At 45.7% G+C, this 9,671-nt stretch carries 11 protein-coding genes; 5 read left to right on the forward strand and 6 right to left on the reverse strand.

Going from position 1 to position 9,671, the window contains the following annotated elements; all coding sequences use genetic code 11:
- Positions 1-47: 47 nt before the first annotated feature.
- From QUA56_RS26420 to QUA56_RS26435, 3 genes are all read right to left on the reverse strand, one after another.
- Positions 48-599, reverse strand: coding sequence for a Uma2 family endonuclease (locus tag QUA56_RS26420; RefSeq protein ID WP_333081513.1), 552 nt, complete (start codon positions 597-599; stop codon positions 48-50).
- 588 nt (positions 600-1,187) lie between these two features.
- Positions 1,188-1,484 (reverse strand): hypothetical protein, encoded by a 297-nt coding sequence (locus QUA56_RS26430; RefSeq protein WP_333363838.1) that lies wholly within the window; start codon positions 1,482-1,484, stop codon positions 1,188-1,190.
- A 17-nt stretch (positions 1,485-1,501) separates the two neighbouring features.
- Entirely contained in the window at positions 1,502-1,744 is a 243-nt protein-coding gene (locus QUA56_RS26435) for a YgiT-type zinc finger protein (protein WP_333107999.1), read from the reverse strand.
- A 282-nt stretch (positions 1,745-2,026) separates the two neighbouring features.
- Here QUA56_RS26435 and QUA56_RS26440 point away from each other — a divergent pair, with 282 nt between their 5' ends.
- Positions 2,027-2,257, forward strand: a complete 231-nt coding sequence (locus QUA56_RS26440) for a prevent-host-death protein (protein WP_333363842.1) — start codon at positions 2,027-2,029, stop codon at positions 2,255-2,257.
- Positions 2,254-2,646, forward strand: a complete 393-nt coding sequence (locus QUA56_RS26445) for a type II toxin-antitoxin system VapC family toxin (RefSeq protein ID WP_333363845.1) — start codon at positions 2,254-2,256, stop codon at positions 2,644-2,646. Before QUA56_RS26440 ends, QUA56_RS26445 begins: the two co-directional genes overlap by 4 nt.
- A 103-nt stretch (positions 2,647-2,749) precedes the next feature.
- Here QUA56_RS26445 and QUA56_RS26450 read toward each other — a convergent pair whose 3' ends face one another.
- Positions 2,750-4,105, reverse strand: a complete 1,356-nt coding sequence (locus tag QUA56_RS26450) for a serine/threonine-protein kinase (RefSeq protein WP_333363848.1) — start codon at positions 4,103-4,105, stop codon at positions 2,750-2,752.
- Positions 4,106-4,179: 74 nt separating this feature from the next.
- Entirely contained in the window at positions 4,180-4,329 is a 150-nt protein-coding gene (locus QUA56_RS26455; protein WP_333363851.1) for a hypothetical protein, read from the reverse strand.
- Between the two features lie 70 nt (positions 4,330-4,399).
- On the opposite strand from QUA56_RS26455, the gene ispG reads away from it, so the two are divergent.
- Positions 4,400-5,620 (forward strand): (E)-4-hydroxy-3-methylbut-2-enyl-diphosphate synthase, encoded by a 1,221-nt coding sequence (gene ispG, locus QUA56_RS26460; protein WP_333363854.1) that lies wholly within the window; start codon positions 4,400-4,402, stop codon positions 5,618-5,620.
- A gap of 313 nt (positions 5,621-5,933) precedes the next feature.
- On the forward strand, positions 5,934-7,289 hold the full coding sequence (gene ctpC / locus QUA56_RS26465; RefSeq protein ID WP_333363857.1) for a carboxyl-terminal processing protease CtpC: 1,356 nt from the start codon (positions 5,934-5,936) through the stop codon (positions 7,287-7,289).
- Positions 7,290-7,402: 113 nt separating this feature from the next.
- Here ctpC and QUA56_RS26470 read toward each other — a convergent pair whose 3' ends face one another.
- A complete protein-coding gene (locus QUA56_RS26470; RefSeq protein ID WP_333363860.1) occupies positions 7,403-7,594 on the reverse strand; it encodes a DDE transposase family protein in 192 nt (63 codons plus the stop codon).
- Between the two features lie 300 nt (positions 7,595-7,894).
- On the opposite strand from QUA56_RS26470, the gene QUA56_RS26475 reads away from it, so the two are divergent.
- A partial coding sequence (locus QUA56_RS26475) for a cation-translocating P-type ATPase (RefSeq protein WP_333363863.1) occupies positions 7,895-9,671 on the forward strand: 1,777 nt, incomplete at its 3' end.

The following is a 9,671-nucleotide window of genomic DNA, read 5'->3' on the forward strand; positions in this document are numbered from 1 at the left end:
CTCGCTCTACCTCTATCAAACCTGCCTTAAATCATAGGAGAATTGCCTTAATTGCTGACGATCGCACTTACGGATATAATTACATCGGGAAATGCGATCGGGTTAACTGTTCCACCTGTTAGCGTGAATTTGGAAGCATAATCTCCGTCTTGGGGGTCTCGAAATACGACTAACTGTCTGTTTTTGAGGTTAACTACCCAGTATTCGGGGATTCCGACTTCAGCATAGATTTTCGTTTTCGTCTCCAAGTCTTTGATCAGAGTGGAATCAGAGTATTCAATCAGCCAAAAAATGTTTTCTGGATAGGGGTGATGTTCGAGGTATGTGCGGCCCAAGGGCTGTACGATCGCAATATCTGGTTCTGGTTCCGAGTTGTTAGGAAGGGTAATTGGTTTTGCCGATCGGATTGTAGCGCGATCGCCTAACAGCCGGATCAGATATGCTCCTGCTTCGCTGCTAAAATAGGCGTGGGGTTCTCCTTCCGGCGACATTTCTACAATTTCTCCTTTTAGCAACTCTACGCGCCGATGTTCTAAGATGCCCGCAGATATCATTTGGTGGTATTGGGCGATCGTCCATTTGGCTGCAATTACGCTCATGGCGATGTTTTTTGATTGCTTTTTAATTTTTTATTGTAGCTGATTTTTGATTTTAGGCGATCGGCGATTGAAATCGTTTCTTGTCAAACCAAGTCCTAGCAGAGGGGGACTGAAGAATCAACCCGATGTTAAAGCAGGATTTGCTATGATATCGAATGTGGCTTAAATGCCTCCTCGATCTCGCTTGTCTGCGGAGGCAGATTTTGTTTGTGCACGATCGGTTTCAACCGCCGAGTGGGATATGCAAATACTACTGCTACGGCTTTCGGCAATGCGGCACAAAATATGCAACTGGATACAAATAATCTTCGCCGGATTCGTCAATAACTCGGATAAATTGATGTTCCGCAGCGCGAATATCCGGTATTATTTGGTAGATTTTTCGCACTTCCAAAGAGGCTTGATAGTCTTGATTGTTAATGCAAACTATAGCCTTTTTCAGGTAAATGAGGTATGAGTATTAATTGGTAATGGGAGTTGATGGCGGTGCTTACCTCACGCAAGCTACATAAGCACAAGTAAGAGGGCTAGAGCATCGACTACGTACCTCACTTATTTGAGAACCGCTATACAAATCTGGTTTCTAAGTTAAACTTCAACATATTTGCATAAAGTAGTCAGTTCAGAAGCAGTTGCATCTGTCAACAAAATCGTCCCCTCAGTTGTCAATTCCCATCTATCGCGAGGCGAACCTGTTTCTACATATCGCTGAACCAAGCCATCAGCAGCCAGTTTTTTTAAGACAACCATCATGTCAGGTTCTCGCGGTACATCTCGACGGGAAAGTCCATTCGCGAGTTCGTACCAAGTCCACTTTCCTTGACCTTTAGCTACTAATTCTAGCAGCACTAATTCAAGCTGGGTTAATTGAGTTAGGTTTTTCATTCTTTTTATCGTATAACTTATCCAACTCGAAAAGATTGCCCCATCGCTTGAAATTCTTGAGTCTCTTCTCGCTGCAATTGCTGTCTAATTTTGGCAAATTTCCTAACTGTTTCCACAGAGTACAACCGTTCTCCACAGCTTAGGCAAACTTCAGCGGATACTTTTAAGATAGCAGTATGCTTGCCGCCCCGTAAAAGTTTATCGACTTCTTTGATAACTATTTCACCGCCGCAAATTGGGCATTTTTCTACAGATAGCATTGTTAATTTCTCCTTTGTATCCAATTAATCCATCGATTTGCATCTGGTAGATAAATCGCCTCTAAAGCTTTCACCATAGATTAAGTATAGCTTTTCTCATAAAGATGAGGTACGATTGGGTAAAAGTTAATCAGGAAAAAAAGAATTGCTCGCCCCGCACCTCCTTTAACTCAAAAGCCTCATAGTCCCTGCGATTGCTTTCTTGAAGCGCAATGACATCCTTTGCTCAGTGAACCGTATTGAGATATAATGTAGTTTTAACACAACACCAATCATTGTCCTATGAAAACCATAGACAAAAGTCAATTAACAGCTCAATTACTAGAATTTTTGCGACTTGTCGAGCTTGAAGGCGAAGAAATTTTAGTGATGGATGGGACTAAACCACTTGTGATAATTTCTCAGTATGAAAAGTCTCTTTCAACTGAAGAATTATTTAAGGATATGCGGGGCAAAGTAAAATATTTTGAAGATTTAACTGCGCCAACAACTGAAGAATGGCAGGAAGTATGACAGTTGTCCTTGATACCTGCGCTCTCATCTGGTGGAGTTTAGATCCAGAGAAACTTTCTCAATCGGCAAAAGATGCTTGTCAGCAGATGGAACAAGAAAAAAATGGTTTAGTTCCATCAACGGCCATCTGGGAAATAGCTATCAAGATCAAAAATCATAAGTTAGATTTAGGAGTAAGTATTGATGACTATATCGCTACTTTAAAAAAGTCTAATGTTATTCGCATCGTTCCAATTGATGAGGACATTTGGCTAGAAAGTGTCAAATTAGAATGGGAACACCGAGATCCAGCAGATAGAGTGGTTGTAGCAGTTGCCAAAAGAAGTCAAGCTGCTATTATTACAGCCGATAAAAAGATAGCTAGTTTCTACTCTTTAGTAATTTGGTAAATCGAATGTGCCAGGTATCGGAAACGTAGAATTGGCGCGGTTTCGTGGTTTTTGCCTTTGTAATAAATCTTTATGAAAACCTGAAACGCTTAGATGTTAAAGTCTACAAGTCTCGACGCGAGAGAAGAGTAACCTCTATCCTTGCACCCAACTCTTGCCCCACACTGTCCCACCCAAACCACCAAGATGGGAGGTGCCCCCCTGGTGCTAGGGTGTAAAATGTTAGATCGTTGTATTCCAACCATGTGTTATTCACACGCCAACCTACCCGATCGCCAAAAGCTTCCCAAATTTTCCGATCATATTCTCCGCTTCCTCCCAGACTTTCATAGATGCGTTTCTGCACCGAAAAGCCGAAACGTCCGTTACTGTATTTTACCCAAAGTTGGTCAATTGTTCGTAAGTCTTCACAGGGGAATTGATCTATATCTTGAATTCTCAGCCAACATTCATATGTTCTCCCCGCTACTTCCCACATTTTTTTACGGGTTTCCTCATCCGCCTCTTTCCATTTTCCGCTAGCCAACAGCCGATCGAGGTTGCGATAATCGACTCCTTTTGCTGAAATCAATTTTACAGGTTGTGGCGGTGGCTGCGGGCTAGGAATCGTTGGCGAAACACCCCCTCTTTGCCCCCAATTGCCAATGGTGGCTTGTGGAAGCATAGCCAACCATTTTTGAACCGACTGAGGGCGCTTTGTCGCATCCATTTCCATCCCTTTCATAATTGCCCGATGCACCCCATCGCTAATATTAGGATTAATCTGAAGCGCCGACTTTAAAGGATGATTTAAAGCCCTCAAGGGTGCATCAGTTGGTGTTGTACTCGTTAGCAGATAGTATAGCGTTGCCGCCAGAGCGTAAACATCTGTGTACTCAGCAAATCTGCCAATTTCCCCATACTGTTCGGGAGGCGCAAAACCAGGTGTTAATCCAAAAGTCATTTGTTGAGTGCGATCTGGAATAAAACCCCGCGCCAAACCAAAGTCAATCAAAACTGCATCTCGATTGTCACGCACCATAATGTTATGTGGCTTGATATCCCGATGGAGTACACCTTTTTCGTGAATTACTATTACGGCTTCTCCTACTTGACGGATGTAGTTTAAAGCTTCTGTTTCTGACAGAATACCGCGCCTATTCACCCATTCGCACAAATCTTCTCCTGCCACATATTCCATCGCAATGCAAGGCAAATTACCGTGAGTGAAGTAGTTGTCTATTTGCACAATATTGGGATGCCTGCACAAAGATAGCAGTATCGCCTCATCCCGGAATTGATCCCGAAACGTGGCAAAGTTTGGATCGCTCAATAAGTTATCTTGCAGCGTTTTGATGACAACCCGCTGCCTGTTTTGCACCTTCTGCGCTAGGTAGCTGACCTCAAAGCCGCCCACACCATAAATGCCTTCAATAATATACCGATCGCCATTTAACCGCTGCCCCCGTGTCCAAACCATTCCCCTCACCCCCAACCAATATTAATTTTTATCTCGGTCTAGCCTGTATTTTAACTGTATTTTCTAAGTTCGGTTTAATTCCACGGGCTCAACTTCAGTTCGCCTTCCCGGTGATGGTTGGCTTTTAGTTCGATCGCCCTTTTCCGACATAATTCGATCGACAAATTCGCAGCAATCTCATTAAGAATCCTAAATCCCAAAACCTCATTGCCCAAACAGAGCATTTCTATGGCAACCTGAAAAATAGGAAACAGAATTTTATAGAGCTTGGTAACAGAACACTAGCAATCACTTATGCAAACTCTACCAAATCCAACTAAAACCCCCGCCACCGAACCCATCTTCGACACCACCATCAAACGCCGCAAAACCCGTCCCGTCAAAGTCGGTAGCGTCACCATCGGCGGCGGCAACCCCGTCGTCGTCCAGTCGATGATTAACGAAGACACCCTCGACATCGACGGTTCAGTCGCCGGAATTCGGCGCTTGCACGAGATTGGCTGCGAAATCGTCCGCGTCACCGTGCCCAGCATGGCCCACGCCAAAGCTTTAGCCGAAATCAAGCAAAAATTGCACGCCACCTACCAACCCGTGCCCCTCGTCGCCGATGTCCACCACAACGGCATGAAAATTGCTCTCGAAGTGGCCAAACACGTAGACAAAGTGAGAATTAATCCCGGACTTTACGTGTTCGAGAAGCCGAAAGCCGACAGAACCGAATACACCGACGCCGAATTCGCGGAAATTGGCGCAAAAATCCGCGAAACCCTGGAACCTCTAGTGATTTCCCTGCGCGACCAAGGCAAAGCTTTGCGAATCGGCGTCAATCACGGTTCCCTCGCCGAACGGATGCTTTTTACCTACGGCGACACGCCCGAAGGCATGGTGGAATCGGCCCTGGAATTTATCAAAATTTGCGAATCCCTCGACTTCCGAAATATTGTACTTTCCCTGAAAGCCTCGCGCGCACCGGTGATGGTTGCTGCTTACCGCTTGATGGTGCACCGGATGGACGAACTCGGCATGGATTACCCGCTGCATTTGGGCGTCACGGAAGCAGGAGACGGCGAATACGGCCGCATTAAATCCACCGCAGGCCTGGCACCTTTGTTAACTGACGGTATCGGTGACACTATCCGCGTCTCGCTGACAGAGGCCCCAGAAAAGGAGATTCCCGTTTGCTACAGCATTCTGCAAGCCTTGGGACTGCGGAAAACGATGGTTGAGTATGTCGCTTGTCCTTCCTGCGGTCGCACTTTGTTTAATTTGGAGGAAGTGTTACACCAAGTGAGAGAGGCGACGAAGCATCTCACGGGTTTGGATATAGCAGTAATGGGCTGTATTGTCAATGGCCCGGGAGAAATGGCTGATGCTGATTACGGCTACGTCGGGAAGCAACCGGGTTATATTTCGCTGTACCGGGGCCGGGAAGAAATTAAGAAAGTGCCCGAAGACCGAGGGGTGGCAGAATTGATTGATTTGATTAAATCGGACGATCGCTGGGTCGAACCTTAATTTCTGTCGATCGCTCCTAATGCCTGTTGTTAAACCCGGAGATCCCCCCTAACCCCCCTTAGTAAGGGGGGGACAAGAGCGATCGAAGTCCTTGTTAAGAGGGGGACAATAACGCTCAAAGTCCCCCTTCTTAAGGGGGATTTAGGGGGATCTAGGCTTCGATACAAACGAGATACAGAGGGTTTCAGTCTGAAGTTGACACCGCAGAACTCAGCAAAGTTGAATAAATATGTATCCAAAATCCGACCAAGCTTTGCCTGTGTTAGATTGAGCGTAATTATTCTGAATTCTTTTCCTCCCGCGCGTCAGACAAATGGTTATAACAAAACGAGGGCTTGTTCTAAGTGCTGCAGCGGTGGTACTCACTGCTGTAACTCTTGCCAACACTGGTTGCAGTTCTAAATCTCTGGCTTCTTTTCGGGGAAGTCCTAAAGAATTGGTTGATGAAGTTTGGCAGATTATTGACAAAAGTTATGTTGATGGCACTTTTAACCAGGTTGACTGGAAAGCGGTGCGGAATGATTATTTGAACCGGACTTATACCAGCGACGAGGAAGCTTACAAGGCAATTCGCGAAATGCTGAAGAAGCTGGACGATCCTTACACGCGGTTTATGAACCCGGAAGAGTTCAAAAATATGCAGGTAGAAACTTCTGGGGAATTGACAGGAGTTGGGATTCAGTTGACTCAAGATGAGGAAACTAAGAAGTTGGTGGTGATTTCGCCGATCGAAGATACCCCTGCTTTTACTGCTGGCATTCAGGCAAAAGATATCATTACTAAGATTGACGGCAAAAGCACAGAAGGCATGGATACGAATCAAGCAGTAAGTTTGATTCGGGGCCAGGCAAATACTGAGGTGACGCTGACTGTTTTGCGGGGCAGCAAGGAATTAGAATTTAAGCTGAAACGCGCTAAAATTGAAATTCATCCCGTGCGGAAGTCAGTGCAGAAAACTCCCATCGGAGAAGTCGGCTATATTCGCTTAAATCAGTTCAGTGCCAATGCTGCATCGGAAATGCGATCGGCAATTAAGGATTTGGAACAGAAAAAAGTAACGGGCTATATTTTAGACTTGCGTTCCAATCCCGGCGGGTTGCTGTACGGAAGTATTGAAATTGCTCGGATGTGGCTCAAAGAAGGTACGATCGTCTCGACGGTCGATCGAGTAGGCGAAGCCGATAAACAAACGGCAAATAAAGCAGAGCTCACAGACAAACCGTTAGTTGTACTGGTAGACGGCGGTTCAGCAAGTGCTAGCGAGATTCTATCCGGTGCTTTGCAAGACAACAAACGCGCGGTTTTGGTGGGAACAAAGACGTTTGGTAAGGGTTTAGTTCAGTCAGTACGCGGCGTGGGAAATGGTGCCGGTTTGGCGGTGACAATTGCCAAGTATTTTACTCCCAACGGCACTGATATCAACCACGCCGGGATTGAACCGGATTTTAAGGTAGAACTCACCGACGCTCAAAAACAGGAATTGAGGCGCGATCGCGATAAAATTGCTACGGCGGCCGATCCGCAGTACGCGAAAGCTATGGAAGTTTTGACACAGCAAGTTACTGGTAAAACAGGGAACAATAAGGCGGAGTCGAAACCGAATGCAGCGCCACCTAAACCGACTGCGGCGCAGGCAAAACCGAGTCCGGCACCTTCTAAATCCAAGTAGTTTTTAGTCACAAAAACTTCAGTAAAGAAGGACTAAAGTCCTCACTACGAACCGGGTTTGTAGTGAGGACTTTAGTCCTTCTTATCTTCAATCTAAAATCTAAAATCTAAAATCTAAAATTTGGTTGGTTGACATTTGCCTGCGCGAATTAACCCGATGCGGCGGGCTATGGCATCTTCGGGCGAATCGTAAGGGCCCCACTTTTCAATAATACTGGGGTTTTGTTCTTCGATTTGGGCGATAGGCAAAATTTCGCAATTACCGGCAGGACGTTTGACAATATAAAATTTTGGTGTTTCTGTCATAGCTAAATTCGTCAAATAAAAGCTGGATACTAACTAGGCAATGTGCTAATTATATCAAATAAGGAAACGGCAATGCGGTGTCCCAAGTGTGTCTTAGCATTAAACCCGCAGTCCGACAGTTGTTTCAACCGCTGCCGGACTGCGGATTTAACCGCCTGGAATTAATAAGAATTAAAAAAAACTAACACTTTCGGAAGATGCCACAATATTTATTTATTATAAAAATATAGACGTTTGTCTAAACCGTGCATTAAACCCTTTCACAAGCACAGAAATATTCCAATCAATACCAAAAAAATCATGCAATTTGTCCCCAAAACAATCCCCGAAATTCAACCAGAAATCATACCAGTTAAAGAATCACCGCCAGAACTTGTTACTTTTGATGTCAGCGGGATGAAATGTGCGGGCTGCGCGAAAGCTGTGGAACGCCAACTCATGCAGTATTCAGGCGTAATTTCAGCTTGCGTTAACTTGGCTGTAGAAGTCGCGACGGTTGAGTGTCAACCGGGGGCTGTGGATGCAGAGGCTTTAGCGAAAAAATTAACTGATAATGGATTTCCCTCTCAGTCTCGTTTAGGTGAAAATCAGCGGGAAGCAGAAGCGGTAACAATTGAAAGGCGACGGCAAGAAATTCGACAGCAAATTAATCAATTGACGATCGCCCTTATCCTAATTATTCTATCCGGTTTAGGTCACGTACTCGGCACAAAAGCCCCAATTCTCAGCAATATTTGGTTTCACTGGGGACTCGCTACCCTAGCATTGCTGCTACCGGGCCGCCCGATTATCGTTGACGGGTGCCGCAGTTTGTGGCGAAATGCACCCAACATGAATACTTTGGTAGCTTTAGGTGCTGTCACAGCTTACACCGCTAGCAATGCGGCTTTGCTGTTTCCACGGATGGGATGGGAGTGCTTTTTTGACGAACCGGTGATGCTGCTGGGCTTTATTTTGTTGGGCAAAACTCTCGAACAGCAAGCCAGACGGCGCGCTGCATCAGCTTTGCAAGCTTTAATCGCATTGCAACCGGCGAAAGCCCGCTTAGTGGATTTTAAACTCCCGAGTTTAGATTTGCGATCGGAAGAATTGCCTTTAAACTCGACATCTGCGGTCTACAATCCACAATACATTGAAATTCCAGCCGATCGCGTCCGAGTGGGAGAATGGCTGCAAGTTTTGCCAGGGGAAAAAATACCGGTAGACGGTGAAGTTTGCGAAGGCAAAACAACCGTAGATGAGTCGATGCTGACTGGCGAATCGATGCCGGTTTTGAAGCAACCAGGAGATACAGTTGCGGCGGGAACTATCAATAAATCCGGGGCAGTTGTGATGCGGGCAACTCGCACCGGTCAGGAAACAACTGTAGCTCAAATGGTGGCTTTGGTGCAGGCAGCCCAAACTCGCAAAGCGCCGATTCAAAATTTAGCTGATACTGTCGCGGGATATTTTGTTTACGGGGTAATGGCGATATCGGTTTTAACTTTCCTATTTTGGTATTTTGCCGGCACTCATATTTGGCCTTCTGTGCTTTTAGGACACGGGGCAATGGATATGGGACACGGGGCAATGGGCATGGGGCATCGGGCATGGGGCATCGGGCATGGGGCATTGGGCATGGGAAATGAATTGCCTATTATCCATTATCAATCGCCTTTGCTGTTAAGTTTGAAATTGGCGATCGCAGTTTTAGTTATTGCTTGTCCTTGCGCTTTGGGACTGGCTACCCCAACTGCAATTTTAGTCGGTTCTGGCATCGGGGCGGAGCGCGGACTTTTAATTCGCGGTGGTGATGTTTTAGAACGGGTGCATCAATTAGATACGGTGGTTTTTGACAAGACTGGCACTTTGACAACCGGAAATCTCACACTCACAGATTATTTGCCGATTTTCCAGAATTCTGAATGGGATTTGAACTCAGATATTACTGTTGGAAACAAACAAGATGTTTGTTCCAGAATTGATGGGGTTTCTGGCAACAGGCAAGATGCCTGTTCCACAATTGATGGGGTTTCTGGCAACAGGCAAGATGCCTGTTCCACAATTGATGGGGTTTCTGGCAACAGGCAAGATGCCT

It is taken from the genome of Microcoleus sp. N3A4, from assembly GCF_036701805.1.
Lineage (GTDB): Bacteria > Cyanobacteriota > Cyanobacteriia > Cyanobacteriales > Microcoleaceae > Microcoleus.

Coding starts and splice junctions, on each gene's coding strand:
- QUA56_RS26420 (WP_333081513.1), bottom strand. CDS start 599: ATGAGCGTAATTGCAGCCAAATGGACGATCGCCCAATACCACCAAATG.
- QUA56_RS26455 (WP_333363851.1), bottom strand. CDS start 4,329: ATGCTCTGTTTGGGCAATGAGGTTTTGGGATTTAGGATTCTTAATGAG.
- QUA56_RS26440 (WP_333363842.1), top strand. CDS start 2,027: ATGAAAACCATAGACAAAAGTCAATTAACAGCTCAATTACTAGAATTT.
- QUA56_RS26445 (WP_333363845.1), top strand. CDS start 2,254: ATGACAGTTGTCCTTGATACCTGCGCTCTCATCTGGTGGAGTTTAGAT.
- QUA56_RS26450 (WP_333363848.1), bottom strand. CDS start 4,105: ATGGTTTGGACACGGGGGCAGCGGTTAAATGGCGATCGGTATATTATT.
- QUA56_RS26435 (WP_333107999.1), bottom strand. CDS start 1,744: ATGCTATCTGTAGAAAAATGCCCAATTTGCGGCGGTGAAATAGTTATC.
- ctpC (WP_333363857.1), top strand. CDS start 5,934: ATGGTTATAACAAAACGAGGGCTTGTTCTAAGTGCTGCAGCGGTGGTA.
- ispG (WP_333363854.1), top strand. CDS start 4,400: ATGCAAACTCTACCAAATCCAACTAAAACCCCCGCCACCGAACCCATC.
- QUA56_RS26470 (WP_333363860.1), bottom strand. CDS start 7,594: ATGACAGAAACACCAAAATTTTATATTGTCAAACGTCCTGCCGGTAAT.
- QUA56_RS26430 (WP_333363838.1), bottom strand. CDS start 1,484: ATGAAAAACCTAACTCAATTAACCCAGCTTGAATTAGTGCTGCTAGAA.